This window comes from Burkholderia ubonensis, assembly GCF_001718695.1.
In the GTDB taxonomy this organism is placed as follows: Bacteria; Pseudomonadota; Gammaproteobacteria; order Burkholderiales; family Burkholderiaceae; genus Burkholderia; species Burkholderia ubonensis_B.
The window spans coordinates 610372-636705 of record NZ_CP013421.1 but is presented as its reverse complement, the minus strand read 5'-3'; the positions used below and the strand labels follow the sequence as shown (position 1 = coordinate 636705).

The 26334-nt window shown below is 63.3% G+C and carries 27 protein-coding genes; 10 read left to right on the top strand and 17 right to left on the bottom strand.

Features of this window, described 5'->3' with window-relative positions; all coding sequences use genetic code 11:
• Positions 1-5 precede the first annotated feature (5 nt).
• Together WJ35_RS17675 and WJ35_RS17670 are read right to left on the bottom strand one after the other, a co-directional pair.
• The gene (locus tag WJ35_RS17675) at positions 6-1328 is read right to left on the bottom strand and encodes a cation:proton antiporter (RefSeq protein WP_069239595.1); all 1323 of its coding nucleotides are present in this window, start codon (positions 1326-1328) and stop codon (positions 6-8) included.
• Positions 1329-1365: 37 nt separating this feature from the next.
• A complete protein-coding gene (locus WJ35_RS17670; RefSeq protein WP_069239594.1) occupies positions 1366-1716 on the bottom strand; it encodes a DUF3175 domain-containing protein in 351 nt (116 codons plus the stop codon).
• 140 nt (positions 1717-1856) lie between these two features.
• Here WJ35_RS17670 and WJ35_RS17665 point away from each other — a divergent pair, with 140 nt between their 5' ends.
• The 5 genes from WJ35_RS17665 (at position 1857) to WJ35_RS17640 (ending at position 4552) form a co-directional block, all read left to right on the top strand.
• Positions 1857-2447, top strand: a complete 591-nt coding sequence (locus WJ35_RS17665) for a hypothetical protein (protein ID WP_059567920.1) — start codon at positions 1857-1859, stop codon at positions 2445-2447.
• A 103-nt stretch (positions 2448-2550) separates the two neighbouring features.
• On the top strand, positions 2551-2916 hold the full coding sequence (locus WJ35_RS17660; RefSeq protein WP_011879884.1) for a DUF3022 domain-containing protein: 366 nt from the start codon (positions 2551-2553) through the stop codon (positions 2914-2916).
• A gap of 244 nt (positions 2917-3160) precedes the next feature.
• Complete coding sequence (locus tag WJ35_RS17655; protein WP_014725703.1) at positions 3161-3709, top strand: type 1 glutamine amidotransferase domain-containing protein; 549 nt, start codon at positions 3161-3163, stop codon at positions 3707-3709.
• 3 nt (positions 3710-3712) lie between these two features.
• A complete protein-coding gene (locus WJ35_RS17650; RefSeq protein WP_045579569.1) occupies positions 3713-4051 on the top strand; it encodes a DUF1488 domain-containing protein in 339 nt (112 codons plus the stop codon).
• A gap of 276 nt (positions 4052-4327) precedes the next feature.
• Positions 4328-4552, top strand: a complete 225-nt coding sequence (locus tag WJ35_RS17640) for a hypothetical protein (protein ID WP_045579571.1) — start codon at positions 4328-4330, stop codon at positions 4550-4552.
• 30 nt (positions 4553-4582) lie between these two features.
• Here the strand turns inward: WJ35_RS17640 and WJ35_RS17635 are convergent, their stop codons facing one another.
• On the bottom strand, positions 4583-5833 hold the full coding sequence (locus WJ35_RS17635) for a phosphatidylserine decarboxylase family protein (protein WP_045579572.1): 1251 nt from the start codon (positions 5831-5833) through the stop codon (positions 4583-4585).
• Positions 5834-5962: 129 nt separating this feature from the next.
• Between WJ35_RS17635 and WJ35_RS17630 the strand changes: the two genes are divergently transcribed.
• On the top strand, positions 5963-6214 hold the full coding sequence (locus WJ35_RS17630; protein ID WP_011879889.1) for a hypothetical protein: 252 nt from the start codon (positions 5963-5965) through the stop codon (positions 6212-6214).
• A gap of 266 nt (positions 6215-6480) precedes the next feature.
• Positions 6481-9222 carry a putative bifunctional diguanylate cyclase/phosphodiesterase gene (locus WJ35_RS17625; RefSeq protein WP_011879890.1) on the top strand — a complete coding sequence of 914 codons (2742 nt, stop codon included), beginning with the start codon at positions 6481-6483 and terminating at the stop codon, positions 9220-9222.
• Between the two features lie 42 nt (positions 9223-9264).
• Here WJ35_RS17625 and WJ35_RS17620 read toward each other — a convergent pair whose 3' ends face one another.
• Entirely contained in the window at positions 9265-9519 is a 255-nt protein-coding gene (locus tag WJ35_RS17620) for a hypothetical protein (protein WP_043292600.1), read from the bottom strand.
• A gap of 824 nt (positions 9520-10343) precedes the next feature.
• Here WJ35_RS17620 and WJ35_RS32235 point away from each other — a divergent pair.
• On the top strand, positions 10344-10685 hold the full coding sequence (locus tag WJ35_RS32235) for a hypothetical protein (RefSeq protein ID WP_124259990.1): 342 nt from the start codon (positions 10344-10346) through the stop codon (positions 10683-10685).
• Between the two features lie 888 nt (positions 10686-11573).
• Here WJ35_RS32235 and WJ35_RS17610 read toward each other — a convergent pair.
• Positions 11574-11867 carry an H-NS family nucleoid-associated regulatory protein gene (locus WJ35_RS17610; RefSeq protein ID WP_069239593.1) on the bottom strand — a complete coding sequence of 98 codons (294 nt, stop codon included), beginning with the start codon at positions 11865-11867 and terminating at the stop codon, positions 11574-11576.
• An 831-nt stretch (positions 11868-12698) separates the two neighbouring features.
• Between WJ35_RS17610 and WJ35_RS30435 the strand changes: the two genes are divergently transcribed.
• On the top strand, positions 12699-13136 hold the full coding sequence (locus tag WJ35_RS30435; protein WP_306792265.1) for a hypothetical protein: 438 nt from the start codon (positions 12699-12701) through the stop codon (positions 13134-13136).
• A gap of 66 nt (positions 13137-13202) precedes the next feature.
• Here WJ35_RS30435 and WJ35_RS17605 read toward each other — a convergent pair whose 3' ends face one another.
• The 12 genes from WJ35_RS17605 to WJ35_RS17565 form a co-directional block, all read right to left on the bottom strand.
• Positions 13203-13853 (bottom strand): acyl-homoserine-lactone synthase, encoded by a 651-nt coding sequence (locus WJ35_RS17605; RefSeq protein WP_045579574.1) that lies wholly within the window; start codon positions 13851-13853, stop codon positions 13203-13205.
• Positions 13854-14090: 237 nt separating this feature from the next.
• A complete protein-coding gene (locus WJ35_RS30430) occupies positions 14091-14837 on the bottom strand; it encodes an autoinducer binding domain-containing protein (protein WP_224383407.1) in 747 nt (248 codons plus the stop codon).
• A gap of 303 nt (positions 14838-15140) precedes the next feature.
• Positions 15141-16067: a 3-oxoacyl-ACP synthase gene (locus WJ35_RS17600; protein WP_011879895.1), complete on the bottom strand. Its 927-nt coding sequence runs from the start codon at positions 16065-16067 to the stop codon at positions 15141-15143.
• Positions 16064-17104, bottom strand: coding sequence for a hypothetical protein (locus WJ35_RS30425; RefSeq protein ID WP_080484373.1), 1041 nt, complete (start codon positions 17102-17104; stop codon positions 16064-16066). The genes WJ35_RS17600 and WJ35_RS30425 overlap by 4 nt, the downstream gene beginning before the upstream one ends.
• On the bottom strand, positions 17101-17694 hold the full coding sequence (locus tag WJ35_RS30420) for a GNAT family N-acetyltransferase (protein ID WP_011879897.1): 594 nt from the start codon (positions 17692-17694) through the stop codon (positions 17101-17103). Before WJ35_RS30420 ends, WJ35_RS30425 begins: the two co-directional genes overlap by 4 nt.
• Positions 17691-18800 (bottom strand): acyl-CoA dehydrogenase family protein, encoded by a 1110-nt coding sequence (locus WJ35_RS17590; RefSeq protein ID WP_069239802.1) that lies wholly within the window; start codon positions 18798-18800, stop codon positions 17691-17693. The genes WJ35_RS30420 and WJ35_RS17590 overlap by 4 nt, the downstream gene beginning before the upstream one ends.
• Positions 18801-18828: 28 nt before the next feature.
• Entirely contained in the window at positions 18829-20037 is a 1209-nt protein-coding gene (locus WJ35_RS17585; protein WP_059460734.1) for a pyridoxal-dependent decarboxylase, exosortase A system-associated, read from the bottom strand.
• Positions 20034-21653 (bottom strand): acyl-CoA ligase (AMP-forming), exosortase A system-associated, encoded by a 1620-nt coding sequence (locus WJ35_RS17580; protein ID WP_069239592.1) that lies wholly within the window; start codon positions 21651-21653, stop codon positions 20034-20036. The genes WJ35_RS17585 and WJ35_RS17580 overlap by 4 nt, the downstream gene beginning before the upstream one ends.
• A gap of 50 nt (positions 21654-21703) precedes the next feature.
• Positions 21704-22651 (bottom strand): 3-oxoacyl-ACP synthase, encoded by a 948-nt coding sequence (locus WJ35_RS17575; RefSeq protein ID WP_069239591.1) that lies wholly within the window; start codon positions 22649-22651, stop codon positions 21704-21706.
• Entirely contained in the window at positions 22648-23547 is a 900-nt protein-coding gene (locus tag WJ35_RS30415) for a 3-oxoacyl-[acyl-carrier-protein] synthase III C-terminal domain-containing protein (protein ID WP_224020415.1), read from the bottom strand. Before WJ35_RS30415 ends, WJ35_RS17575 begins: the two co-directional genes overlap by 4 nt.
• Positions 23548-23668: 121 nt before the next feature.
• Positions 23669-23947: an acyl carrier protein gene (locus WJ35_RS17570; protein ID WP_011879903.1), complete on the bottom strand. Its 279-nt coding sequence runs from the start codon at positions 23945-23947 to the stop codon at positions 23669-23671.
• 49 nt (positions 23948-23996) lie between these two features.
• Entirely contained in the window at positions 23997-25238 is a 1242-nt protein-coding gene (locus tag WJ35_RS17565) for an acyl-CoA dehydrogenase family protein (protein WP_011879904.1), read from the bottom strand.
• 232 nt (positions 25239-25470) lie between these two features.
• On the opposite strand from WJ35_RS17565, the gene WJ35_RS17560 reads away from it, so the two are divergent.
• Positions 25471-26310, top strand: coding sequence for a FadR/GntR family transcriptional regulator (locus WJ35_RS17560; protein ID WP_011879905.1), 840 nt, complete (start codon positions 25471-25473; stop codon positions 26308-26310).
• Positions 26311-26334: the final 24 nt, after the last annotated feature.

Genomic DNA, 26334 nt, shown 5'->3' with positions numbered 1-26334 from the left:
CGCGTTCAGCGGCGACGCTGCTGCAGCCGGTAATACCAGTCCATCAGCGGCGTCGCGGACACCCCGTGCGCGATCACCGATGCGGCGATGACCGCGAGCACCGGCGCCGTGAGCGGTCGCACCGCGTCGGCGGGCCCGTGCTCGAGCACGAACGCGAGGTAGTAGAACGAGCCGATGCCGCGGATGCCGAACCATGCCGTCAGCCGCCGCTGCGCGCGCGTGGCGTGTGAGCCGGCGAGCGTGAGCGACACCGCGAGCGGGCGCACGGCGAAAAACAGCAGCGCCGCGAGCGCGGCCGCGCCCCACGTGACGAGCGGCGCCGTCAGCGTGCCGAGCACGCCGCCGACCATCGTCATCACGACCGCTTCCGCGATGCGTTCGAGCTCGATCGTGAAGCCCAGCACCGATTCGGCCATATACGCATGCGCTTTTTCCGGATGCTGCTCGGTGGCGACGACGTCCGCCGCGTCGATCTTGCCGATCACGTCGTGCGGCGCGCGGTCGCCGCTCGCCTGGTGCTCGACGCGCCGCATCGCGACGCCCGCGGCGAACGTCGCGATGAAGCCGAATGCATGCGCGAGCTGCGCTGCGCCGAACGACAGCACGATCAGCGCGAGCGCGAAAAATCCTTCGAGGCCGAGCGCTTGCGCGTGTTGCGTGCGCAGCCAGCCGATCGTCTTCGTCGTCGCCCAGCCGAGTGCGCCGCCGATCGCGGCTGCGCCCGCGATGCCCCACAGCGCGGCCAGCAGGAACGTTCCCGACAGCGCCGGCTGCCCGTGCGGCATCTCGGCCGCGCCGCACAGCGCGAGCCCCGCGAGCGCGAACGGCAGCGCGATGCCGTCGTTCAGGCCGCCTTCGCCGGACAGCGCGAAGCGCACGAGGTCGCGATCGCCCGGGTCGCGCACCTGCACGTCGTGCGCGAGCACCGGGTCGGTGGGCGCGAGGATCGCCGCAAGCAGCACCGCGGGCCCCCAGGCGAGCCCCAGCGTGACCACCGCGCAGCCGGCCAGGAGCGGCACGGTGACGATCATCGCCAGCAGCCCGAGCCGGCACGGCATGCGCCAGAGCGGGTCGAACAGCGGCACGCGCAGCCGCAGCCCGATCGCGAACAGCGACACGAGCAGCGCGACTTCGACGACGCTGCGCAGCAACGGCGCGTCGCGTTCGAGGTCGAGGTGCAGCAGCCCCGCGCCGGCCGGGCCCAGCAACACCCCGAGCAGCAGGTAGATCATCGCCGTGCTGCACGGCAGATGGCGCAGCGCCGAGGTGGCGACGCCCATGCTCATCAGCACCGCGCCGACGATCAGGTACCACAGGGTTTCATGCATGCGAAAACGAGTAGTGGGAGAGGGAAAAGGCGTACGGTCACGGCTTGCGGCCGAAGGCCTGGCGCAGCTTGCGCTTCGCGCGCTCGAGCGTCGCCCGTCGCGATTTCGGCAGATTGCGGCCGGCGCGGTTGACGTAGAAGTTCAGCATCGACATGGCCGACTGGAACGGCGTCCCCTTGCGCCGCCGGCTGCGCTCGGCCGAGCGCTTCAGCGACGCCGCGACGGCCTCCGGATCGTCGGATTTGAAGATGTCCGGCTCGATGTCGAGGGCGTCACTTTTTTGCATCACGTCGGCAGACCAGCGGTTGCGGTGCTGCGGACCGTTGCTGCGCGCACGGCCGGGGCGGCGCGACGCGCGTTTGCCGTGCGGCGGTGAAGCGGAAGGCATGGCGGCGACTCCGTAAGGGATCGGATGAACGGACGCGGGGCCGCAAGTGGCGTGCCGGCCGACGACGACGGCACGGGCCTTGCTGATTCGTCTGCGCATGAACGTTCCACGACAGCGGTTCCATTGAGGGAGAACGCACCATGAAGTCAGCATCCGAATCGAAATCTGCCGCGCGCCGTCTGGTCGCGTGCGCAGCCGTCGCGCTCGTCGCCGCCGCGCCGGCCGCGTGGGCGCAGAACTCGCAGCGCGCGGACCACGGCACCGGCGCGCCGATTCTGTCGCCGCCCGATACGTCGGCGCAGGACGGCGGCAGCGGCATGTCGAACGGCAACACGGCCGCGCCGCCGCCTGCGACGCGCATGAACGACGCACGCGGCAAACGTTCGCACGCGCGGCCGCATGTACGGACCAAGCCGGGCGGCCCGAGCGCGGCCGGTAATGGTGGTAGCGGTGGCAGCGGTGGTAGCGGTGGTAGCGGTGGTAGCGGTGGTAGCGGTGGTAGCGGAGGAAGCGGCGGTATGGGCAACGGCGCCGGCGCAAACGGCGGCGGCAGCGCCGGCACGGGCGCCGGGGCCGGCGCGACGGGCGGCGGCAGTGCGGGGATGGGCGGCGTGGGCGCGGGTCAGGCCGGCACCGGAGCCGGTGCAGGCGCCGGCCGCTCGTCGGGCGCGACCGGCTCGGGCGGCGGCGGTGCGGGCGGCACGGGGAGCGCGGGCTCCAGCGGGTATTGACGCGCTCATTTGACGACCACGGTGTCGCGTCGGCGCAGCCGGCGCGGCGCGATGGCGGGGCCGGCCGCGCAGCCGGCGCGCCGCCGCCACGCAGGAGGACATCATGCACTCGAATCATTGGAGCTCGTTCGACCCCAACGACCTCGACGCGGACGACATCGATACCGACGATCTCGACACGACGGTGCATCTCGACGTTGAAACCGGCAGGATCATGTTCCATGCGGCCTGGGCGTCGGCGCCCAATGCGTCGCCGATTGCCGCCCGGCACTCGGTCATGCTCGCGCTCGACTGCGACACGATGGAGCGCTACGCGAACCTCGACGAAGCTGCGCGCTTGCGCGTTCACGCGATGCTGCACGACAGCGTGCAGGCGACGCTCGAGACGTTGCCCGACACCGGCGACGAGATGACGCTGACGGTCGAGCTCACCGACGCGATGCTCGACGTGGCGCGCCATTTGCAGTAACCCGGTAACGCGATACTCGCGACACGTGCGACACGTGCGACACGCGCGACACCTGGCCGGCCTCGCATGTCGATGCGTCGCCGGCCGGCCGTAGCGCGCGTTACACCGCGTTGCAATGTTTGCAGAGCACGCGCAGCGGCACCGCGATCAGCGTCGCTTGGGCGAGCGACCGGCATGACGATTGCTGCGCAAGCTGCACGGCACGATGGGTGCCGCAACGCGGTAACACGACAGGGAGCGATCCATGAGCAACAAGCTGGACCAATGCAAGGTGGCGATCCTCGCCGTCGATGGCTTCGAGGAAGCCGAACTGGTCGAACCGCTGCGCGCGCTGAAGGCCGAAGGCGCGCAGGTCGACGTGATCTCGCAGCAAGCCGGCGAGATCCAGGGCTTCCGGCACGTCGACAAGGGCGAGCGCGTGAAGGTCGATCGCACGTTCGACGACGTGCGCGAAGGCGATTACGACGCGGTGGTGCTGCCGGGCGGCGTCGTGAACGGCGACGCGATCCGCATGCTGCCGGCCGCGCGCGAATTCGTGACCGCGGCCGTCGGCGGCGGCAAGCCGATCGCGGCGATCTGCCACGGCGGCTGGCTGCTGGTCTCGTCCGGGCTCGTCAACGGCCGCACGATGACGAGCTGGCCGAGCCTGCAGGACGACATCCGCAACGCGGGCGGCAAGTGGGTCGATCAGGAAGTCGTGCGTGACGGCAATCTGATCACGAGCCGCAAGCCCGACGACCTGCCCGCGTTCAACGGCGCGCTGGTGCAGTGCCTCGCCGCGCGGGGAGCCTGAGCGATGGCTTCCTCCGAGCGCCGCGTGACGCTGACCGATGCGCCGCCTGAATTCGACGGCGCGGCGCTGCATTTGCGCTTCGTGATCGACGTCGACGGCAAGCCGCAGACGGCAGCGATCAGCGTGGAAGCGCTGGAAGACCATTTCGGCGCACGCTCCGCGCTGGAAGCCGACTTGCGCGACGCGTTCGAGCGTGGCCGCGCGCGGATCCAGGCGGCCTGCGCCGAGCTGCTGGCGAACGGCGAAGGCGTCGTCGAGCTGCACAGCGGCTATTTCCGCGTGCGCGAGACGGTCGTGGGCGAGGCCGCGCGCGCGGGCCTCGAGCGCGCGCGTCGGTCGTGAGCCACGCGCTGCACCGCGCGGCGACGGCCGGCGTGGCGGTGAAACCGTCGGCCGTTGTCCCGCGGCATTACATGGCGTTGAAAACTTTGCACCGGGGCGCGCGCCGCCCGTAGCGACAGACCACGCCGCACGCGCGCTGTGCGCCGTTCTCGCGCATCATCGCGGTTGGCACGATCCCTGCATGTCCCTGTAGCTGCGGCGCGCGCCTGCGCGCCCGCGCCGACGCCATGAGGCACGCGCCGCACCGTATGAAGCCGTCCACGGGGGAAATCAAACATGCTGACCGCACACGAATTCGCTGCACTGTTCCTGGTGCATCGCGCACCGGAACAGATCGAGCTCGACCGCGACGACGTCGTCGCGTTGATGGAACGGGAACTGATCGAGTTGCAGCCCGACGGGTCGGGCGCACACCGTCCTGCCTTGACCGCCGGCGGCTTGACGATGGTCCGGAGCGTGCAGCGGCACGACGACCGGCGGGTCGACGGCTTCGAGCTGTAACCCGCGCGCCGCGCGCCGCCGGCCCGCGCCTCAACGCGCGATCGCCACGGAATCGTTGACCTTCACGACCGGCGGTTCGCCGTCGAACGGCGGCGCGTGCACGAAGCGGTCGATCACGCCCGGCTCGAACACCAGGCAGCAGGTCGAGCCGCCGAACTGGAAATATCCGATCTCCTCGCCCTTGTCGACGCGCTGCCCCGGCACCACCTCGATCACGCACGACGACACGTCGCCCATCCCGATGAACACCGCTGCAATGGTGCCGATTCCCGGATCGTCGCTGTCGATCGCGACGATCGCGCGCGCGGCCACGGCCGTCATATAGCCCTGCGAGTCGTTGAGCCCGGCCGGATCGGGGCCTTCCGCTTCGGCGACGGAGTAATACGCGCCTTCCACGCGGTACGCGTGCGTGACGGTGCCGCGCACCGGCGCATGCCAGCGGTGATAGTTGTACGCGGCCAGATAGGCCTGATAGATCTCGCCGCCGACGAAGCGCTCGGCCAGCGGCTGCCACGCCGGCGTGAAGATGTCGCGCAACGAATACGGTTGCCCCTTGATCCAGAACGTGTCGCGAATCTTCACGTTCGACGCGGTGTGGTACGGCGTGGATTCGCAGGGGCTGACGATCACGTGCGAATCGCCGGGCGCCGCGACCGGCCGCATCCCGGCGCGAAAACGCCGCGTAAAGAAGTCGTTCCACGAATCGAAGCCCCAGTGCGGCTGATCTTCGCGGTACTCGAACTGCGACAGACCGAGGCGCTTGTGCGCGGCCTCGCAGAACCAGCCGTTCGGCGCGGACGTGTCGAGATGCGCGCGCGAATGTGGGCCGCCGAGGAAGTCGCACCACACGTTCAGCACCTGCTTTAACTGCGCGTTGACCGCCGCGTCGCGAAACACCGCATGGCCCGACGGCATGCACATCGGCCAGTCGAGGAACGCGTTCACCGGACACACGATCAGGCTCGTTTCGCTGAATGGCGGCGCGTACGTCATCAGATGGTCGAGCACCGTCATCAGCTCGCCGATCGACGCGTAGCCGAGCCGGCGGCCCGCGGCGCGCGCCTCGTCGATCGCGCGCGTGAGGCCCATGCGCAGCACCGCGTTATCGTCGAACAATTGCGCGAGCGCCTGCACGGCCGGCGTACGCAGCCGTTCGCCGGCCTGCGCGCGCGCGTCGCTCGCGAGCTTTTCGCGGTACGCCGCCATCTGCGCTTCCTCTCCGGCCATCCAGGCGCCGAGCCGGCGTCGCGTCGAGGGTGGCGTGCTGCGGTTTGTCGGCATGGTTACCTCCGTAACGAGTTGCGATGGGTTGCGATAAGGCGCTCATAGCAAGCCGCTTGCCCGGCCATCGGCACCGGAATTGCTGCTCCAGGGAGCAGCGTTTCCTTCACCGACCCAAGGAGGGCACCCATGACTGCAGCTTCCGACATGCAACGGACCGACGATCGAACCGCGAGCGGCGAACACTTTCCCGGCGGGCAACGCACGGTGGCACCGACCCGCACGCGAGCGCGGCTGCGGGCGGCGACGTCGCGCGACGCGGCGCAGCGCAACGAGCGCCCGGACGGCCAAGGGCCAGTCGCCACGAGCGGCGGTCACGAGACTGGCGAGCCGCTGTGGGAGGACGATCGCCCCGCGATGCCGCCGGAGGAATGGTCGTAACGGGCGCGGGCCGTGGCGCAGCGGGCGGCGGACCGCGGCCATGGGCGCAGCCCGGCCAGCGGGCATTTTCGAGTGACGCAGCGCTGATTCGGCAATAACCCGCCTGTCGCGGCCGAAAATTTCACTGAAGTTTTTGCGCCGCGCACCGATATATCAGGTCGGAGACAAAATTCCTGCCATGACGGGACGGGCCCCATATTCGAACAGCCGGGACTGAGAGCCGGTTGCGTGTAGTGCTGCGCTTCTTGCCGTCTTATTGCCCTTCGATGAAGTTCGTCCTGTTATCTCGTGCTCCCGCTGCGGTCCGGCGTTGGTGGCAACGTCACGTCGTCGACGGCGCCCGTCTTCCCGTCACGCTCGGGCTCGCCTTCGTGGGGCTCGCGATGTTCGCGTCGGGTCTCGGCTACATCACGATCAGCCACAACCGGCTGAACGCGCAGCGCGTGCATGCGCTGCACGCGCGCAACGACATCGACGCGCTGCAGGCGCTCTATCTGCGCGCCAACGCCGACTTCCTGCAGGGCTTCGGCAGCACGCGCGCGGCGTCGTTCGCGTGGCCGGTCGAACGCGTCGGTGCGGCCGTGGCCGGCTTCCGGCGCCTCGAGCAGAGCTATGCCGGCGAGCGCGGCGGCATCGAGACCATCCACGCGCTGCGTCAGGAAACCGCGCGATGGGCGTGGCTGCTCGCCGAAATCACGGTCAACGCGCAGGTCGCAGGCGGTCGCGCGTCGGTCGACAGCGCCGGCTTGCTGGAGGCCAACCGCCTGCTCGCGCAGATCATCGGCCAGCTCACGGCGCTGCGCGAAGGGCAAACCCGGATCCTGCGCGCGATGTCCGACCGCGCGAGCCGCAACGAGGCGATCGAGGGCAGCGTGCTGGCGCTGTCGTCGCTGCTCACCTGTGCGCTGCTCAGCTACGCGTTCGTCGCGCGCTACCGCGCGCGGCTCGAACGGCAGCGCGGGCGTCTGGTCGCCGCCGAGAACGAGCGGCGCTTTCGCCAGTATTTCGAGCACCATCCGCTGCCGATGCTGATTTTCGACGTCGAGACGCTCGCCATCATGGCCGCGAACGTCGCCGCGGCAGCCCAGTATGGCTATCCGGTGGGCGAGCTGTGCCGGCGCGACATGGCGTCGCTGTACGCGCAGGCCGACATGCCGGCGTTCCTGCGCGATCTGCAGCATCTGCGCACGTCCGGTACGGGCAGCGGCTCGGCCGGCATTTGCCGGCACCGGCGCAGCGATGGCCGCGCGATGTACGTCGATCTGTCGTATCACTTCCTGACGTACACGAAGCGCGATGCCTGCTTCATCACCGCGATCGACGTGACCGAGCGCAAGAACGCCGAGCTGGCGCTGCGGCTGCGCAGCCGCGCGCTCGATGCGATCGGCAACGGCGTGCTGATCACGCGCGTCGAAGCCGGCGAGGAGATCGTCGAATATGCGAATCCCGCGTTCGAGACCATCACCGGCTACACCAGCGCGCAGGTCGTCGGCCGCGACCACGCGGGCCTCGCGCGTGCCGGGCAGCAGGGGCTGCTGTTCGAGCAGATGGCCCAGGCGCTGGCCGCCGGCAGCGCCGGCGCGCGGCTGCTGCGCAGCCGCCGGGCCGACGGCTCGGCGTTCTGGGGGCAGCTGTACGTCGCGCCGGTGCGCGACGATCTGACGTATCACATCTGCGTGATCAGCGACCTGACCGAGCTGATCGATTCGCGCGATCAGCTGGTGAGGCAGGCGCGACGCGATGCGCTGACCGGTTTGCCGAACCGCGCGACGCTGCGCGAGCTGATTGAGCAGGCGGTGGCGGAGCGGCGCGCGTTCGCGCTGCTGTTCATGGACGTGGACCGGCTCAAGGACATCAACGACAGCCTCGGCCACGGCGCGGGCGACCGACTGCTGCGCGAGGTCGCGCAACGGCTGTCCGGTTGCGTCGGCGAGGACGGCACGGTGACGCGCTACGGCGGCGACGAGTTCGTCGCGATGCTCGGCCGCCCGGACGACGGCGACCGGCTGGCCGCCCTGCTGCGGCGCATCGCCCGTGCGTTGGAGCGTCCGGTGCAGATCGGCGACGCCCAGTCGCGCGTGCAGCTGAGCATCGGCGTCGCGTGCTACCCGGCAGACGGGCTCGACGCGGAGACGCTTCTGAAGCACGCCGATCTGGCGATGTATCAGGCGAAGGCGCGCGGCCGCAATACCGTCGAGCTGTTCAAGCCGTCGTTCGCGGAAGCGGCGGAGCGGCGTATTGCGCTGTCGCACCGCTTGCGCGCCGCGCTGGAGCACGATGGCTTCGAGCTTGCGTATCAGCCCCAGATCGACGTGCGCACGAGCCGCGTGAGCGGCGTGGAGGCGCTGTTGCGCTGGCACGACGCGGAGATGGGCACCGTGAGCCCGGCCATCTTCATCCCGCTTGCCGAAGACATCGGGCTGATCGGCCAGCTGGGCGAGTGGGTGCTGCGCAGCGTATGCGGACAGGCGAAGCGCTGGGCGGACACGTTGCCGGCGTTGCGCGTGTCGGTGAACGTGTCGCCGCGGCAGCTGGCGAGCGGCGACTTCTGCAGCGTGGTGCGGCGCGTGCTGGATGCGTCCGGGCTGCCGGCTCATCAGCTCGAGCTCGAGATCACCGAGGGCGCGCTGGTCGCGCCCGGGGCGCTGCCCGCGCTGCGCGCGCTGAACGAAATCGGCGTGCTGATCGCGATCGACGATTTCGGCACCGGCTATTCGAGCCTGTCGTACCTGCGCACCTTCCACGCCGACCGCTTGAAGATCGACATGTCGTTCGTGCGCGGCATCGGCACCCACTGCGCCGACGAGGCGATCATCCGCGCCATCCTCGCGCTCGCCCGCAGCCTGCATTTCGAAGTGGTGGCCGAAGGCGTCGAACGTCCGGACCAGCTGTCGTTCCTGGTCGCCGAGGGCTGCCCGATCGTGCAGGGCTATCACTTTTGTCGCGCGGTGCCGGCGGCCGAGATTCCGGCGTACGTGCGGAGCTTCTCGATGGCGTCGACTGCGTGACAGTGAGGCCGCGCGGTGCGTGCACATCGCGCGGCCGTCGCGTTATCGGCCGGCGATGTCGATGCGACGAACCTCGCCGAGCACGAACAGATAGGACGCGACGCCAAGCGCGGCGACCGCCGCCACGTAGACGAGCGCGAGATTGAACCCGCCCGTCGACTTGACGATGAAGCCGACCACGATCGTCGCGAGCGTGACGCCCACGTTCGCGACGAAGTACAGCATGCCACCCAGCACATCCACCATGCCGTTTGGCGCGATGTCGGAAAGCGGCGCGCTCGTGGCGATAGACGCCATTGCTTGACCGAAGAACGCGATCGACCAGCCCGCGACCGCGATCCCTTACACGATGCGCGGGCCGACCCGGTCGAGTAGCGCGCCGGCGAGCGACAGCTACGCGGTATAGGCTCAGCCGAACAACGAAAATACGATGCCCATCTCCGCGGTGCTCAGCCCCAGTTCCTTGTGAATCGCAGTACCGGCGAGCGCGAGGTTCGCACGGTCGAGGTAATGCACGCATGTCACAAGCGTGGCGAGACTGAGCGTTAGCCATCGCGATCTTGTCCGTTGACCGGTTTACCGACGTGCGATTGCCTGGGTGTTCACGGGTTGTCTCCGAGTGGTTTCGATTGTTGAGCCGCATTCCGTCGCGGCCCGAGGGTGTCGTGCGTGCAGCGGCACCGTGCTTAAGGCGGTATCGGCGTGTCAGTAATGGTGGATATGCATGCCGCCGTCGATTTCAATCACCGTACTCGACGACGACACGAAGATCACGCTGCGGGTGCCTTCCGCCGATCAAGGCTTCCTGCACATTCCGGTGACTTCCGTAAGTGCACAATAGATCGATGATTTTAAAGAATTTTGTGGTTGACGGCGCGCTTACGGGGCGCGCTTACGACTTCTGCGACGGCTCCCCACAATCTCCCCATGAAACATGGGGGGCGAGCTGGGCCTTGTGGGTAGGAAAGGAGGGCAATACGACGGAGCGACAATTGTATCGACTCTGCGCGCTCATGGGTATTTCGCTTCAAGCTTGACGGTCGCGTGCGCGAAATGGGTTTTGGACGCTGTCGCGAGTCTCACGTGGGAAAGCACGGAAACTGGCCATCGGATATCGCACGATGGTCGGTAACCAGATCAATCCGGTCCTCGCCCGGTGCGAAGCGCAGCGTCGGCGACAGCTTGATATCTCGGTCGAGCCGAATGTGACCGTCCGTGAGGCGGCTGGGGCATCCATCCGCGCACGTGAACCGGAATGGCGAAACCGCAAGCATGTCCGGCAACGGGGCAATACGGGCAATACACTGGGGACCTGCGCCTATCCCGTTATCGGCGATGTGTGCGTGCGCGACATGGACACCGCGATGATCGTGCGTATTCTCCAGCCGATCTGGACCAAGAGGCAGAGACAGCACGCCGGGTGCGCGGTCGCATCAAGGCGATCCTCGGCGGGGAAGCCGTGATGGGGAAGCGCACCGGCGGCAACCCTGCTCGGTACGTCGACCATCTCCAACTGTTGTTGCCGCGCTCGAAGAAACGCTCGCAGACGAAACAGCATCCTGCGCTGCCTTCGAAGACCTGCCGACGTTCGTCCGTGAATTGGAACTCCGTCCCGGGCGCTCGATCGCACGGAGAGCGATCGGCGCGCTTCGCGTGCCGCTTTGTGAGCGAGCCGTCTAAGTCATGCATGCTGCGCGACCCACGGTCAAATATGGGTTTCTTTTCCCCGGTTGCGCGGAAGGGCGCCCACTGTCGAACATGGCAATGATGGCCCTATTGACACGCATTCGTATTCACGGGTCGCCGAATGCGCCGACTATCCGGACGCTTGGGCAGAGGAAGTCTTGGCGTGCATCATTACTTCTCAGACGATAGCGGCTTATCGGCGTCGCGATCAACTCAAACGACGGCGACTCATGATGGAAGACTCGGCCCTATTGTTCACGTGGGCACACGCTGAAGCGTCAATGGAGCCGATCATGCCGCAAACAGTTGTTGCCTAAATGGACACTGCTTCTGTTCTGGAAACGGTGCGGTGGCCCGGGCGGGTTCGCACTTGGCCGGTACCGCGAGTGCGGGGCAGTGCCGTCGGTATGTCGTTTGATCGTGATGCACTACGGTCCGGATTTATCGACACCTTGCTGTATCGCTGCTATGTGTGAAATAAAGTCGCCACGGAGACGAACAGCATGGAGTCCAAAGGACCGCGGGAATTATTCAACCGCAGTCCGCTAAGAGGGATCTGAATCAGTTGGGCCGACACTGCTTGATACAGATTCAACTAGGCCTGAAGCATGGAGCTGCGGGTTCGTAGGGTGTCCGTCGGGCGATCGATCGCGACGCTGCTGCGATCATTCGGCGATCAAGAAACGATCGCGTCTCTTGCCCTTGATCCATGACGGTTCACGGCCACGCCCGCTCCACGTCTTGCCCGTTTTGGGATCCTGATACTTCGGCGTTGCGGGTTGGCTGCCATTCGCGATACGTACGCGCTTACGGCCGAAGATCTGGTCTGGCATGAGTCCGTACTCCTGAACCCGCGCGCGAACCTCGTCAAGCACGGTCGCTAGTTCGGCCTGCAGAGCTTTTTCTGCTTGCACGAGCAGTGCTTCAGCCTTGGCTTTCAATTCTTGATAGGTGGCCATTCTTCACTCCACGTGGTTAAACGAAACAGTAGTATTGAAACGGTTGCTTCGAGGAGTTCAATTCGGCGCGTTGCGTCGAGTCTGCGACATGCTATTGTCGGCTGCACAGTCGAAACGATTGGACGATTTTCTCATCGTTTGGACCGAGAGTCGATCATTTTTCGCTTCCGAGTCCGCGGACCTGGTGGAGCAATCGAAGCCGTCCATTGAGTGATTTCCGTTGGGTACGCAAATTGCCAAAGATCATCGACGGCTCGTTGGGCGGCCGCCGGCCCGGCGTCGATGCGGGGTCAACCGTTGTAATTCGCCAGAGCGGGTGGGGGGCTGTCTTCATCGGATTGCATTGAAGGCACAATGAGGATACCTATTTTGCATTAACCGGTCGTGCACAAAGCGTGGAGCGTCAGACAGGCCGCGTTATTTTCTGGGTTCATATGTGCGGGATATGCGCCATTGATGGACCTACTCTGCCTCAATGTTGTAATTCGGCGTTTCGTCTGCCCAGATAGCTCAAATTTGGCAGACGCGATGCTTGCTGGTTGGCGTCCCCCCAATGTTTACAGTTGACACTGCAGCGCGAAGGAACGAAAAAGACGCATCGATTTGCGCCGGCGCGATGGGTCCGGTCAGTTCGGTGCATCAGCGGTCCCATTTCTCGCGGTGTGTGGAGTACATATCGCCACGGTGGAGGCGAGGCCTGCTATGGAGCAACGCGATAATGTTTGGCGATCAAGCGATACAGACGCAGGCTTGGTACCAGCCTGCGACTGCGAGGCGTTGCAGATCCGCTTGCGGCACGCCGAAACACAGATTCGTCGTCTCACAAGATGCGTGCAACTGAAAGACGAGAAGCTCCGAGAGCTTGGCAAGGTCCTGGCGAACTCGGCGACCGCGCACTATTGCGTCGAAGAGCGATTGCAGCGTGAACTCGACGCGCTACGTATTGATATGCCGGCCGAGGTGTTAAGCGAGCGCCACGGTCCGATTCATGGCGCGTCAAGGGGAGGTGGTGTGATCGTTCGGTTACCGTACCTAACCACGATCCTGTCAGTGTTATTTGATGCGATGCATGTGTTCTGGGGCGACTGCGATGACGGCCGCCTGCCAAAATCCTCGACTGTCGCCCATGCAATTGACGAACGTCTCGGACTGCGCGCACAGGCAAGCGGCGAAGGTTCGCGCACCGGTCAGGCCTACGCGTCCGCCATCCGGCCGGATTGGGTAAAGGACGCGGATAACCGGCATCACCGCCCGCGACCCACATCCTGATGGTGGTCTTGGACGTCTTGCGCACCAAGTCGGGCGAAGCGCGACGGCTCCCGACCGGTACGGGATCTATTGCATCTCTGCCGTGCTATGGGGGGCGCGTGGCACGCTCCTCAGCGAGCCAGGAACGTTCGAAGTGAGGGACCGATACCACGTGATTGATGATCGGAGACTGTCGAGGTCAGTTCCAAGGTTGGCGAACGCGACGGCCGTGAGAGCAATGGAACAGGCCACGAACGGAGAGGTAGCGGTCTGCGGATGAGATCCCTCATACTGAAGATCGAGGCCAAAGCGGCGATACAGTCGTGCGATTGCCTGGGTGGCCACGCCAATGATGCGGGTCGCCCCGAGCAACGCCGCGACGGCCATAACGTAGGGAAACAGTTGCATGCCCGAACCGGCGAACCGCGATAGCTCCCATACGGTCGGTGACGAGGGAAAATCGAGTTCCGACGAACGAGGCAGTAGTTCTCGGAGCAGATATGGGGCGGTAGTTGGCATCAGTCGTGCGCAACCACATACCGGTCCGTTGGAAGTGCGTTCAACAACCTGAATGGTGTTTTCGCCATCGAAGTGATCCCATTCCATGGTTTCATTTTCCTTAACATCGGGTAGGGACCAGCCGAGGCGGCGCACGAACACGTCGTACCGGAACGCACCGAGTTCATCACGAAGTTCGAGCGGCAAGTCGCACAACCTACTCGCGATAATGAGTGGCATTTGCGTTCTCCATCGTTTATTGATGGGCGCCACCGTATCAAGTCGAAACAACAAAATGAACTAGTCAGGTAGGGAGGGGCGGGAATGAATATTTGCGGTGCATTGTCGGTGGGAGGTTAAGGATCTCTGGGTGGTCCGAAATTATTCAGTATGTGGGATTCAAGAGGTGTCGAGACATGATTAACTCATGCCGGTGGCTGGCTTGCACAAGGATGGCTTCGACTGAAAATAAGAGCGCTAATCAAGTAGGCCGTAATTGGAGGCAATCACAGCCGCCGCTATCCTGCTATTTACGTTCAGAACCCTCATTGCTTCAGTAATATGATATTCGACCGTATGGCGAGATATCTTGAGAATCATGCAGATATCCGACGATGTCTTCCCTTGCGCAACCCATGAAAGACATTGGCGTTGACGCGGGGAAAGCTGAATGAATTCATTCGGATGAGGAGGGGCGAGTCGATCCAGCTCCAAACGAAATAGATTGCTGATTACGCTCGCGAGCTGCCGCTTCGTCCCTGTATTGATACGGGATGACGGACCCGACAGGTTGATGAGCAAAATACTGCCTCCAATCTCACGAATTGGAATGCTAAGCCCATTTTTGAGTCCGGCGTCGCATGCTTCTGCAAGCACATGTCGCTCATTTTGGCTCAAATCGGTAATATCTGCCCAGCGATAAGGTCCGGATGACGTAAAAGCCGCTCGATGTACCGGATCGACGGCGCCATAGTTGTGCTGTAGGTAGTGCTGAACCCAGTTATTGGGATAATGCGTACAAATTGCCTCCATTGAGATGCTGGGTCTTGAGCGGTAGCACGTCAGGGCGATCCGCGTGACGGCGTAACATGGAAATCCCAATGGAAGTACCGCATCTCCAAGTGAGTCTGAAAGCGAAGAAATATCCTTTGCATCGGTAAAGAGCGACAGGATTTTCACCATTCGAGTCGCTAATGTGGCATTCCATGGTGATGGCTTGAGCACTTGTCTGCTCGTTCGATCCCGAAATCGCGTTCTCATGACTTTTGCCTCGCTTGGTGCCTAGTGGTATTCAGGAGAAATGCTGGGGCACGGCGCCAGCGATGTGGCAGCGACTCGGACGAACATTGCGGGCGTAGCTAGCGTGGAGTCTAATAGTTTGAACCGGAACGTCACTTGTTATATTGTAATAATATAATACTTGATTGTGTTTTTAAGTGTAACTGCTGGAATGGGAGCGAGATTGCCGCGTATTTAGTGATCGTGTCCCTGCGCCAGCGGTGAAATTGCCTCGATTCAACCATCCTATTAGCGAACGAAGAGCGCCGCCGCAGAAAATCCTCCCACTCCGCGGGCGCATAGCAGGAAAGGCTTACCGGGAACCAGGTCACCGCAGTCGGCGAGATTGATGAATGGATCGCAGACCGTCACATGCGCGATGCGGACAAAGTTATCAGCAAACAGGTGTCGTGCGGGAAGGCCGAGCGATGCGACCGTTCGGCGCCAGGTGGGTAGATCAAGATGGCACGGCAAGATTCGCTGAATCTCGGCGAGGGGCACATTCGCCTCGGCGCTCGCTTGCATCGCGAGTCGACGCGCCGCAAAGAAGTACTGCGCCGCGAAACGCGATTCATCTTGTTCCAGTGTGCCGCGCCAGCCTTCTCCGCTCGCGTGAAACGCCAGCGAAACCAAGCGATTGATCGAGGCGTCGCGTTCGACCAGCACGGCACACGCGCCGTCGCTGAGCAATCCGGCCCCGGCTATTGACCGTTCGCTTGCAAGGGGCATGACGTCTGCCCCGACCAGCAGGCCGCGATTGATCGCTGGACGGGCCGCAAACATCGCGCGAATGATCCGCAGCGCCCCCAGTGATGAGGCGCAATGCTGTTGCGCAAACGAGAATGCCTCTGCCCGCTCGAAGCCAAAGTGTTCGCATAGCAGACGTGGCAAGGATAGTGGCGGAGGGGCGACGCTGCCCTGAAGCGTATGAACATAGACGAGAAAGTCGATCGTGTCCGGCCCAAGCCGGGTCGCACAAACGAGGGACTGGATGGCGTTTGCGGCGAGCGAAAGTGCAGTCTGTCCCCGAGCGTTATAGAACAGTCGCACCCCGGCTTTTTCGAGGCGTTTGACGGTCTCGACGGACTGCTTGGTTCGTTGGGCCCAGCCGCGGACGTCCTCGGCCGGCTCGGGCAGATAGTAAGCGGTATGGACGATCCCGATAGAAGCGCTCATGGAGGATTGCGATATAAGAGCGGCCTGCCATACGATTCGAACAGTGTGCAACCAACGAAACCGCCCAGGCCGATGCCCCACGTCAGGATTCGTTCGCGCACTGGCAGGTCGTGAGATTCCAGGGCATCGGCGAGCTGCACGATAGGTTCGGCTGCGCCTAGATGGGCGCGGCAGCGCTCGGGAAATTCAACGACACGGCGACTGAGATGTCGGCAAACAGCTTCTTCAAGTTGCGGATCGATTCCCGCTCCCACGACGGTACCGAGGTCGTTCGGTTGAAGCGCGTGTCGGAGCAGCATCGCGTCGATCGTCAATCGCAGCGCCGGAACCCAATCTGTCGGGATATCTTGGCTTGACAGCGGGGTGTGTGTTCGGAACCTGTCGAGGCGGCTGGCGCATGCGTCGATCACAAGCAGTCCGTAAGATGCGGGTCCGGCGCGCTCCACCAAGATGGCACCGGCTGCGTCGCCCTGCACGATTCCCTGATCCGTCCATCGTGAGAATGGTGGGCACCACTTTTCTGCAGCGACGATCAAGATAGTGTGGATTTCGGGCTCTGCAATCAGCAGATTATCCGCCAACTGGAGTGCTGTGAACGTGGAAGCCCCCTGCTGTTGCGAGACCGAGAATGGAAAGCATGGAGTGCCGACTACCGTACGCAGGCGTCCAGCGGTCGTTGTGGACATGTGCTCGTTGAGACTACTGTGGCAGAACATTGCAATATCGATCGGCGCTGCATTGGCTGGCCGCGCGGCACATATTGTCTGCGCCACTTTGGCGGCGAGCCCGGATAGATCGGTATCGCCCTCAACAGGGACACAACGAAATTCGTCTGGCGCTGCGCCGATTGCAGCGCTTCCGGCCGAAGCCGCCTTCTTCGTGGAGTAGCGGACGTAGTCCGCTTGCCACGACGCGACCCACGCGTGCCAACCGGAGCGCATCGGAGCACCGAGCGTCGGCTCGATTCCGGGCTCACGATGTACAGCGACTGTACGCGGCACATAGCTGGCCAGTGCCGTGATCACGGCTGTATTCATGGTGCGCGTAGTAGTGGGAGGTTCTCGGGCAGCAGGTCGTAAAGGAGTCGCCCGACGCGCCTGCCATCGACGAGATGACAGGCGCGTTGCTGTCCGATCAGACGAAAACCCAGGCGCGCGAGCAGACGTTGCGACGGAACATTGCAGTCGACAGCCCATGCGGCGATGCACTGCAGCCGATCACGAACGAACGCTTCATGAAGGAGGGCTGTCGCTGCGTTGCAAGCCATATTGATGCAGGTTGGTCGCAACCGGTCGCGAAGGATCCAGAATGAGCCCGTCGCGAAGCGATGTGCGACATCACTGACGGCGACCACACCGCTCGGCACTGTATAGCCAGCCGAACCGAATACGCGTATTCGATGCTGTCTGCTATGGACCATCGCTTGTACCGCCAATGCGGGCAGGGTTTGGCGGCCAAGCCCGAAGTCGAACCACCGGCTAATAGTCGGCTGTGCGAGCCAGGCGACGATGTCGTCGATGTCATTCAGCCCTGGTTCGCGTAGCCAGACAGTGGAGGACGTTGCAGGCGATGCTGCGTTGTCCATCGAGGGCTGAGGGGTGCCATCCGTAGGGGCGCAGCCATTCATCTGTCGACCTCCTCTTTTGCCACCCGTGGCGGCGCGAGCCAGCCGAGCGCTGTGTCGATGTGCTGCAGTAGGAAGGCAACCCAGTGGCCCGTCTGGAAGCGGGCTGCGGGCGGGAGACCTTCAACATAACCATGGCCGCCGCAAAGCTGCACGAATTCGCGACTGACGTTGACCGACTCGGCCGCGACGTGTCGCAGCAGCTGACGGACCAGCGAGACCGGTGCCGACGGGCAAGCCGTACCTACTGCCTGCAGAAAGAGATGGGTACCAATGGTGGCGATCATCATGTCGGACAATCGCGTCGCGACGAGTTGATGGCTTGCCAACGGCTTTCGGAACGCTTGCCGAGTCGTCGCGTAATCGAACGCGAACCGGATACTATGTTGCATGGCACCCATCAAGAGCGCAGCGAGATAGAGGCCGATTTCCGTCATGTACGTCTGCGCGGGAGGAACGCTATCGCTGTCGGCCCGTGCAATCACGGCGAGCGGCGTTTCGGCCGCGACCTCATCTGAATGCAATTGCTCCAACACGAGCGCGCCGAGCGTGGCGATGCCTGTCGATCTTGAAGATCGCCGATCGCGTGGGCGCTCGGTGAGGACGAGGCGCTGCTGGTCATCTATGCGCATGGCAAGGCTCACCTCGCTGCCCAGTGGACCAAGTTGCCATATTGCCCCGCTGTCGATACCGGGCACGGACAGCGCGATCGCTGTTGTGCCGTCGAAGTACGCTTGAACAGGCCGAGCCAGAACCGAACCGAGCGCTTTGTGCGTCCGGAGCACCATGAGCGCGGGCGCTGTCAGCGTTAGCTCCACCGCACGCTCAAGCGGCCCGGCGGCGAGCGCTTCGATAACCACTGCCAGACCGTGACGATCGATTCCCAATCCGCCGTGTTCTTCGGGTAAAACCATTGTTCCAAGATCAAGTGTTGCGGCTGCGAGTCTGACGGTTTCTCGCCATGCTGCTGCACTGGGTGAACCCGCAAGCAAGGGCTCCAGTCGGTCGCGCGCGAAGCGTTGGCTCGCGATATAGAGGTTGCGTTGATCGTCGGTCAGTATCCACGGCGCTAGCGCCAGTCCCGGCGGGAAGGAATCAGGGGAGAACATCACCATCCTCCACAAAGAAAGAGCTTGATCAGACGAGCATCTCGATCGCATCAGGGTGGCCAAGAAAGTCCCTGGGGCTGGCCGAGCGTCCATACGCACCCGATTGGAAGACAACCACAAAGTCTCCGATCTGAGCTTCGGGAAGCAGCACGTCGTCGGCGATCCGGTCGAGCGGCGTGCACAGACATCCGACGATGTGGCAACGCTCCGTGGGGGCTTGAGTCTGGCGATTCCCGATCGTGACTGGAAAATTGCGGCGCAGAATCTGCCCGAAGTTCCCCGATGCCGCCAGATGGTGGTGCAGGCCGCCATCCGTGATCAGGAACGTTCTGTCTCGGGATATCTTGCGATCGATAATGCGGCACACATAGATGCCGGCTTCCCCGACCAAATATCGTCCAAATTCCAGGACCGTGCGTGTGCCCGGTAAACGACCGCGCAATACGCCGAGCCAATCGTGCATGGCGTCGGCGACCGCAGCGAGGTCCAGCGGTGTTTCCCCCGCGAAATAGGGGATACCGAAACCGCCTCCGAAGTTCACGTATTGCGGCGCGACTGGCAGGCCGCCGGCCAATCGCACGACGAGATCCGCGCTTTTCCGTTGCGCGTGGATGACGGTCGGGGCGTGCAGACACTGGGATCCCCAAAAAATGTGGAAACCGGCCAACGTCACGTCTCTAGCATCGAGCTCGCGCAGTAGCTCAGGCACCTGCTCCGCATCGAGCCCAAAAGGGCTGGCTCCGCCACCCATGCGCATGCCGCTGTGATCGACGTGAAAGTCCGGGTTGACTCGAATGGCGACCTTCGGCTGCACACCGAGCTCCCAGCCGAGTGCTGTGACGAGGCGCAGCTGGGTGACCGATTCGAGGTGAATGTTGACACCGCTTGCGACGGCGCGACGCAAGTCGTCGCGGCTCTTGCCTGGGCCGGCAAAGCCAATCAGTTCTGCGGGCATGCCCGCATTCAGCGCAACTGCCATCTCGTTGGCCGATGCGACGTCGAACCCGTCCATCTGAGGCGCGAGGTGATGGACGACCGCAGGCAATGGGTTGGCCTTGACCGAGTAATGCAGGTCGATACCGGTTGGCAGCGTCTCGCGCAACATGCATACACGCGCATCGAGCGTTGCCCGATCGTAGACGAAGAAGGGTGTGCGCCCGGCGCGATCGGCCAGGCGATTGATCGCGACGCCCCCGACGGTGAGGATGCCTTCACGCTCGCTAAACTGCGCGTTCATGATGGTCTCACTTCGTGGCCGGCGTCAGGAGCGGCGAAGGCAGCGCGCAATCCGGCTCGATCGAATTTCCCGTTGGGGTTGCGCGGAACGGTCTCACGGACCACGATGCGATGCGGCACCATGTAGCGCGGCAAATGCTCGACGCACCAGCCTTGAAGCACTTGAGCATCGAAGCCATTGGCGATCGGCACGACCACCAGGGCGATCGCTTCGCCGAGTTCATCGTCAGCCACGCCGAAGGCAACCGCTTCTGTGACAAGGCCACTGCAATGAACGACTTCTTCGACCTCTTCAGGGCTGATGCGATAACCGGAGCTCTTGATCTGCGCGTCGTTGCGTGCGACGAAGTACAGGAATCCTTCTGGATCGCGCCGTACCAGATCGCCTGACCACACAGCGCGCTCTCGCGGCGCGCCGCCGGGCTTCGGCTCGGGCGAAGGTCGATAGCGCTGGGCCGTGCGCGTCGCGTCATTCCAATAACCGAGCGTGACGCAAGCTCCAACATGGACCAGTTCACCGGTTTCGTTAGCTCCACACGGCGAGCCATCATCGCGAACGACCAGAATTCGGGCGTTAGGTACGGCTTTCCCGATGGAGTCGGGGCGACGATCGACCTCTGAAGGGTCGAGAAACGTGGAGCGAAATGCCTCGGTCAGGCCATACATGAGATAGGGTTTGGCCTGCGGAAATAATGCCCGGAGTTGCTGCAAGACCGGCGCCGGCAGCTTGCCGCCGGTGTTGGCGAAGTAGCGCAGCGTCGAGCGTGCCGTTTCGGGCCAATTCGCACGGGCCAGTTGCATCCACAAGGGGGGGACGCCCGTGATCGCCGTAATGCGTTCGCTCGCGCAGGCATCAATGATGTCTCGCGGTACCAGATAGTTGATGAGCATGGCGGTGGCTCCCGCCGCCCAGGCCGATGTAAGCTGACTCAGGCCGGCATCGAAGCTGAGCGGCAGGGCAGCGAGGATTCGATCGGATGAGACGTAGTTCAGATAGTGAGCAACGCTCCAGGCACCTTCGAGCAGGTTGCGGTGGCTCAGCATCACGCCTTTCGGCAATCCGGTCGAGCCTGATGTATAGAGGATGGCGGCCAGATCGGTGTCGACATTGGCCGACCCCGGCGATTGTGGTGGATTCTCACTATCGCGTTCCGAGCGATTTCCGTTTGCGGACTCGGGCCAGCTTTGGACGCGCGCTGTTGTTCGGAGTTGGCGGCTTGCGGAGCCGGCATCGTCCACGATGATGGTGTTGGAAACACTGGTAAGGCCGTGTTCGTCAAGGACCCGCGCGCGCAGCGCGCTGGTAATCAGGCAGTCGGCCCCGCAGTCGAGCAGGATGTGAGCGACCTGCTTGGGTTTGAGGAGCGGATTGATGGGAACGAACACGTATTGCGCGGCAGCGGCACCCAGTATCGACACGACGGTTTCGACACGTTTGTCCAAATAGATCGCAATGCGCGCGCCGGCCGTGAATCCAAGTGCGTCGAGTGCATTGCCCATGCCGCGCGCGCGGTGAACCAAGTTCTGATAGGTTACGCGGGCGGCGCCGCAGATGAGCGCTTCCGCGTCGGGCGTGCGGTTTGCTGCAGCTTGTACGAGGTCGAGGACGTTTCTCATGGCAGTATCCGGATCGAATGTCGAGCGTTGAAAGGAGGTCGTTCAGGCGATCAGTGACGGACCACCATGGCACCGAAGCAGCCAGCGAGGCCGCAGGAGAACAGCAGCGACCAGCCGCCCGGTTCCCGGGTCGAACATGTCTGGAAGTTAATGAAGGGATCCGCGCCAAAGACGTGACCGATTGGTGCGAAGTTCGCCGTGAAAAGTCGCTCGTGAGGAATGGCAAGCATTGTCATCAGTCTGAACCAGCCCGGCAGACTGGCGTGATGAGGCAGTACGTGTGTAATCTCGCGTGTCGTGATGCCTGCTTGTTGAATGGCGGCCCGCATGGTCGTGAATGCAGACCAGTAGTACCGATCGTCTGGAACCGGCTGCAGATCCTCGTCGGTGCCACGGTAAGATCGTCCGTCTGTATACATGTGCAGGCCCGCAATGGCGTTTCGATGACCGTCTCGTTCGAGCAATAGCGCACAGGCACCGTCGCTATGGAGCGCAAGATCCTGGATGGCTCGCAGTCGGTCGCAGTGGGAGCCGATCACATCGGCGCAGACCACAATTGCACGCCGGAATGCGGGCCGTCGCAAAGCGAGCGCCTGCAACACGCGGATCGCGGCTATGGGCGAGACGCAGTGCTGCTGCGTGACTGAAAATGCGAGCGCGCGGTTCAGATTCAGTTGGGACTGGATCTGTTGCGCAGTACTCGCGGGCGGTGCGATCACGCTGGTCTGAATTGTGTGCGTGTACACCAATGCATCGATCGTTTCAGGCGCTGTTCCGGTGTCGCGTAGCAGGGACAAGATAGCGTCAACGGCGAGCGCCACGGGTGATTCACCAGCCGCGTCGTGGAACTGCGTTACGCCGTTTTCGATCAGTGCGCGCGCGCGAGTCGACGGCTGACCACAGCGCTGCGCCCAGCGATGTGCGTCCACAGTTCGATCTGGCAGACTGAATGCGATGCCAGCGAGTGCAAGCGAGCTAGCCTGTTGCGACGCAATCATGATCGACCTCCACGAAATTCAAGGAGAGCGCAACCGGCCTGCCCTTGGAAGCCGGCGGACCAAGCAAGGGCATGTTGTCCCTCGTTAGGGTGGATCGACCGCAGCAGCGCGTCGAGCCGTGCCGGCGTGTCGGCGGCGCAAAATTGGCCGGGCGCGTCCATGCGTAGGTGGCAGGCACGTTCGTGCCGCAATCCACATCGCCTGTGGATTGCGCGAGCCACATGAGCGTCGATTGGCGCCGGAAGGATCCAGTCGACATTGGCAGGTTGCACACCTGCGCTTGCGCACGTCTCGCCGATGACCTCCGTGAGCGTCGATATGTAGACGGGTTCGCGTTCACTTGCGAGAGGTGGGATTCCGGGCGTCCGGACGGTGAGCCCCCTCACGCGCCATCCCGGGCCGGGGTGTCGCGCGATCAGTACGGCAGCTGCCCCGTCACCCATGTCGACCAATGCACCGATCCGACGTGAGAACGGCTGACGCCAGCGTTCAGCAGCGACAATCACGACGGTATTCAGTCGGATATCAGTTGCCATCATTGCCACGGCAATGTCCAATGCCATCAGGAACGATACGCCCTGAAGCTGACCGACCGCGAGCGGGGCTCGGCTTGATCCGAGTTCGCTGTGGAGACGGCAGGCACACGATAATGCTAGATCATGCTCGAAGCTCGTTGTGCATACGATGAACTGATCGAGCGGGTACGCAGCGTTCTGATGCGATGAATCGAGTAGCATTCGCGCCGTGGCAAGTGCCATGTCGGATAATGTCAGGTCAGACTCCACAGCGACCCGGTGATTCGTCGCTCGTGATGTGTGCGGCAATGGAATACCGGCCACGCCGAATGGGGCTCCGCTGTCGCGCCACCGCAGCGTGTCGGCATACACGGCTTGCATTACAGCCTCTCGTGCGGACCCACCCGAATCCATGAATGGTTCGAGATGTGCATCGGCCGGGACATCGCGCTGTGGGATATATCTTGCCGTGGCGACAATGTGCGGCTCGACGACCGTGAAGTTAGCCGAAGGACGCATGGGATTCGACGAACGAGACGAGATTGCCGAAACGCAGGAACAGATTGGCGGATAGATCCTCGGGGGCCAGGGTGAAGCCGAAGCGCTGTTCGAGTTGCAGCAGCAAGTCCGTCATATTCATCGAATCCACACCGATGTCGAAGAGGTTGGTGTCGTCTACGATGAGATCGGCGCTCAGGGTGCTGCCGAGTACCGATAGCAAACAGGTTTTTACTGTCTCGGACACGCTGGCGGAGTTGGGGGAAACGGGATGGGTTGCCATGAACGATCTCCAGTGCGAATGTCGAATGGATTCAGGATGGGTGGGCTTCTCAGGAGCGGTGCGACCCGGAAGAGGTGGCCTCCCAGGGGAGTGATACCGAGCGGAGTGCGAAGCGAGCAATCATGAGCCGCTGCAGGTCCCCGGTGCCTTCCATGATGTCGAAGGCCTTTGCATCGCGATAGCTTTGCTCAAGCGATGGAAAGGCAGTGACGCCATCAAGGCCGGCGAAATCGATTGCAGTTCGGGTGACGCGGGCGGCTATTTGTGATGCATATGCCTTGGCCATTGACGAATCCATCGGCGTCGCAATGCCTTGATCGGTTTTCCACGCCGCGTGTCTGCAGAGCAGCTGGGCCGTAGTGATTTGCCGATCGATATCGAGCAGAGCTGCGTTCACATCGGCAGTGCACTGGCGTTGATTCACCGGATGTCTGCCTGCTTCGAAGTAGGTCGCGAGATCGTCGCGTACTCGTCGACATGCGCCGACCATGACTGCGGAAAGCAGGGGGCGGAAGTAGTTCCATGCGTGTTGTGCGCCCGAAAACGCGTCGTTGAGGGATTTTTCGTCACCGCGTCTGAGAAGCGCGTCGTCAGGTACTTCGCAATCGGTGTAAGAGAGAACCGCAAGCTGACTGGCGCGCAGGCCGACCATGTTTTCGATGCGAACGACAGAGAACCCCGGGATATTGCGATCGACGTGGAACGCTCGAACGCCGAAACGACCAGCGTGCCGATTGATGGTGGCGAACGTGATCACGTCATCCGCGCGTGCGCCGTTGGTGATGAAGCACTTGGTACCGTTCAGCACCCAGCCGCGTGCTGTCTTGCGAGCGGTGGTCCGCATCGCGGTCGCATCCGAGCCGCAGTCGGGTTCGGTAATTGCAAACGCGCCCCAGCGTGGTGTGTCACTGCGAAATCGTTGGAAAAAGCGGGTCTGTTGCTCGCCGCTGGCGAGTGCGAGGACGGGTGGCATGGCAAGGCCAGGGCCGGGCAGCGCGAGCGCGAGCGCCGCGTCGGCGTACCCGAGATATTCCATCAGTGTGGTGCGCGACATCAGTGATTGCACGTCCGTGCTACCGCCGTATGCGGCCGGAACGAGATTCAAGTTCAGCGCAGTTACGTCAGAGGGGGCACAAACTGCATCTGGAATCTGCCGTGTCCGGTCGGCTTCGGGGCCGTGCAACCGCATGCGTGCAGCAAGCTGATCCAGTTCCAGCCCGTCGGCCAAGAGGTTGGCCCGGATGGTCGCAAGCGTGGATTGCGCCTGAGACGACTTCACCCACTGTGACATGAGGGATTCCCTCCTGATGGCAATCGACATCGAGTGACCGACATGCAAGCAAGTGACGGTTACGTGGCGCATGGCGTTCGGATTGCAGCGTAGGTCCTGGTCGCGATCCCGGCTACTCCTAACGTTGGGAGGGACGCCTGCATCGAGTCGGAAATCTGACCGTGTCGGTTGCGGATGCCTGATAATGGCGCCGGGATACAGCAGTGAATGGCCAACGACGGACGTGACCGATATGGCAGGGCGAAAACCGACAACCGAAAAGAAGTTGCCGCGGATGCTGCGGGATAACCGAGGTTCGCGCGCAATCAAGCGCGGCGACCAGGTGGCCGAGCAGATCAAGCGCCGGATCAATGATGGGCAGGCACGACCGGGGAAACGACTTGACAAGGAAGCGGAGCTTCAGCAGCAGTTCAATGTCAGCCGAGGCTCAATTCGCGAGGCGCTCAAGGCCTTGGAAGTGCAAGGGCTCGTAAGCTTGAGCACCGGTCCGGACGGCGGAGCGACGATCACACGTGTGCCGCTTGCCCGCGCGTTCCAGTCACTGCAGAACTATCTGTTCTTCGAAAGCATCACGCTCGAGGATATCTATGCGGTGCGCCGGACGCTGGAACCCATGGTAGCGGCCGGTGCGGTTCCCTATCTCAGCGACGCGGACTTCGAGGCGCTCGAGCGCAGCGTATCGGTTTGCGAGCCGTTCGAAGCGTGTCACGACGAGGTGCTCGATCAGCGCCACGAAGACATTCATTTCCATGACGTGCTCGCTGCCGCGCACCCGAATGCGTTCCTGCGCAGCCTGTGCCAGATTATCAATCAGATGTTGCACACGTTGGTGATCGTGGCGGGGAACGTGACGCAGAAGGACTATCAGGCATTCGGGCAGCACACGGTTGACGCGCACCGCGCGATAGTGGACGCCGCGAGGCGCCGGGATGCCGAGGCGGTCGCGCAACTGATGACGGCGCACATGGACGAAGCCGAGGCGCAACTGCGTAAGGTTCACGCAGCGCTGCAGCAGAAGCTGGTGCTCGATTCTGAACTGGACCTGCGCGCGTACCGCGTACGCTCAGAATGACTCGATGGCGGCTCGCTTGCGCGT

What these genes read in the sequence shown, in the direction of transcription:
- WJ35_RS17580 (WP_069239592.1), bottom strand. Translation starts at nt 21,653, where the DNA reads ATGAGAAACGTCCTCGACCTCGTACAAGCTGCAGCAAACCGCACGCCC.
- WJ35_RS17675 (WP_069239595.1), bottom strand. Translation starts at nt 1,328, where the DNA reads ATGCATGAAACCCTGTGGTACCTGATCGTCGGCGCGGTGCTGATGAGC.
- WJ35_RS17600 (WP_011879895.1), bottom strand. Translation starts at nt 16,067, where the DNA reads ATGAGCGCTTCTATCGGGATCGTCCATACCGCTTACTATCTGCCCGAG.
- WJ35_RS17665 (WP_059567920.1), top strand. Translation starts at nt 1,857, where the DNA reads ATGAAGTCAGCATCCGAATCGAAATCTGCCGCGCGCCGTCTGGTCGCG.
- WJ35_RS17585 (WP_059460734.1), bottom strand. Translation starts at nt 20,037, where the DNA reads ATGAACGCGCAGTTTAGCGAGCGTGAAGGCATCCTCACCGTCGGGGGC.
- WJ35_RS17660 (WP_011879884.1), top strand. Translation starts at nt 2,551, where the DNA reads ATGCACTCGAATCATTGGAGCTCGTTCGACCCCAACGACCTCGACGCG.
- WJ35_RS17570 (WP_011879903.1), bottom strand. Translation starts at nt 23,947, where the DNA reads ATGGCAACCCATCCCGTTTCCCCCAACTCCGCCAGCGTGTCCGAGACA.
- WJ35_RS17670 (WP_069239594.1), bottom strand. Translation starts at nt 1,716, where the DNA reads ATGCCTTCCGCTTCACCGCCGCACGGCAAACGCGCGTCGCGCCGCCCC.
- WJ35_RS17635 (WP_045579572.1), bottom strand. Translation starts at nt 5,833, where the DNA reads ATGCCGACAAACCGCAGCACGCCACCCTCGACGCGACGCCGGCTCGGC.
- WJ35_RS17655 (WP_014725703.1), top strand. Translation starts at nt 3,161, where the DNA reads ATGAGCAACAAGCTGGACCAATGCAAGGTGGCGATCCTCGCCGTCGAT.
- WJ35_RS17630 (WP_011879889.1), top strand. Translation starts at nt 5,963, where the DNA reads ATGACTGCAGCTTCCGACATGCAACGGACCGACGATCGAACCGCGAGC.
- WJ35_RS30420 (WP_011879897.1), bottom strand. Translation starts at nt 17,694, where the DNA reads ATGAATGGCTGCGCCCCTACGGATGGCACCCCTCAGCCCTCGATGGAC.
- WJ35_RS17590 (WP_069239802.1), bottom strand. Translation starts at nt 18,800, where the DNA reads ATGTTCTCCCCTGATTCCTTCCCGCCGGGACTGGCGCTAGCGCCGTGG.
- WJ35_RS32235 (WP_124259990.1), top strand. Translation starts at nt 10,344, where the DNA reads ATGGTCGGTAACCAGATCAATCCGGTCCTCGCCCGGTGCGAAGCGCAG.
- WJ35_RS30425 (WP_080484373.1), bottom strand. Translation starts at nt 17,104, where the DNA reads ATGAATACAGCCGTGATCACGGCACTGGCCAGCTATGTGCCGCGTACA.
- WJ35_RS17575 (WP_069239591.1), bottom strand. Translation starts at nt 22,651, where the DNA reads ATGATTGCGTCGCAACAGGCTAGCTCGCTTGCACTCGCTGGCATCGCA.
- WJ35_RS17605 (WP_045579574.1), bottom strand. Translation starts at nt 13,853, where the DNA reads ATGCCACTCATTATCGCGAGTAGGTTGTGCGACTTGCCGCTCGAACTT.
- WJ35_RS17625 (WP_011879890.1), top strand. Translation starts at nt 6,481, where the DNA reads ATGAAGTTCGTCCTGTTATCTCGTGCTCCCGCTGCGGTCCGGCGTTGG.
- WJ35_RS17620 (WP_043292600.1), bottom strand. Translation starts at nt 9,519, where the DNA reads ATGGCGTCTATCGCCACGAGCGCGCCGCTTTCCGACATCGCGCCAAAC.
- WJ35_RS17640 (WP_045579571.1), top strand. Translation starts at nt 4,328, where the DNA reads ATGCTGACCGCACACGAATTCGCTGCACTGTTCCTGGTGCATCGCGCA.
- WJ35_RS17565 (WP_011879904.1), bottom strand. Translation starts at nt 25,238, where the DNA reads ATGTCACAGTGGGTGAAGTCGTCTCAGGCGCAATCCACGCTTGCGACC.
- WJ35_RS17610 (WP_069239593.1), bottom strand. Translation starts at nt 11,867, where the DNA reads ATGGCCACCTATCAAGAATTGAAAGCCAAGGCTGAAGCACTGCTCGTG.
- WJ35_RS17650 (WP_045579569.1), top strand. Translation starts at nt 3,713, where the DNA reads ATGGCTTCCTCCGAGCGCCGCGTGACGCTGACCGATGCGCCGCCTGAA.
- WJ35_RS17560 (WP_011879905.1), top strand. Translation starts at nt 25,471, where the DNA reads ATGGCAGGGCGAAAACCGACAACCGAAAAGAAGTTGCCGCGGATGCTG.
- WJ35_RS30415 (WP_224020415.1), bottom strand. Translation starts at nt 23,547, where the DNA reads ATGCAAGCCGTGTATGCCGACACGCTGCGGTGGCGCGACAGCGGAGCC.